Consider the following 362-nt stretch of genomic DNA (forward strand, 5'->3'; position numbering starts at 1 on the left):
GCATCAGCGGATAACCGAACAGCTCGCGCGGCCCTTTCCACGGTTTCTCCTGCGGATAGAAGTCGAGATCGATGTACAGCGAACCGGTCAGCAGGTTGGCGGACTTCATCGAGGCGCGCATGCCGCGGGACTCGGCGTCTTTCAAATGCCCTTCGATATCGAAATTGCCGCCCAGCTCTTTCTGGAAGCGATCCGGCTCGATGCGGATCAACACCGGAATGCGGTAATCGTTGTCCAGGCGCTGCGCCATGCCCTCTTTGTAGAACGGCACCTGCGCCACCGTGCCCAGACGAATGCCGCGGAACTCGACCGGGGCGCCCGGCTGCAGGCCGCGCACCGAATCGGAAAAGAACAGCAGGTAG

1 protein-coding gene is annotated in these 362 nt (G+C 61.6%); it reads right to left on the bottom strand.

Translation table 11 applies throughout. The features are described from left to right. A partial coding sequence (locus tag ACK3CV_RS25370) for an MlaD family protein (protein WP_489009928.1) occupies nt 1-362 on the bottom strand: 362 nt, incomplete at both ends.

The organism is Serratia sp. TSO36 (genome assembly GCF_057808395.1).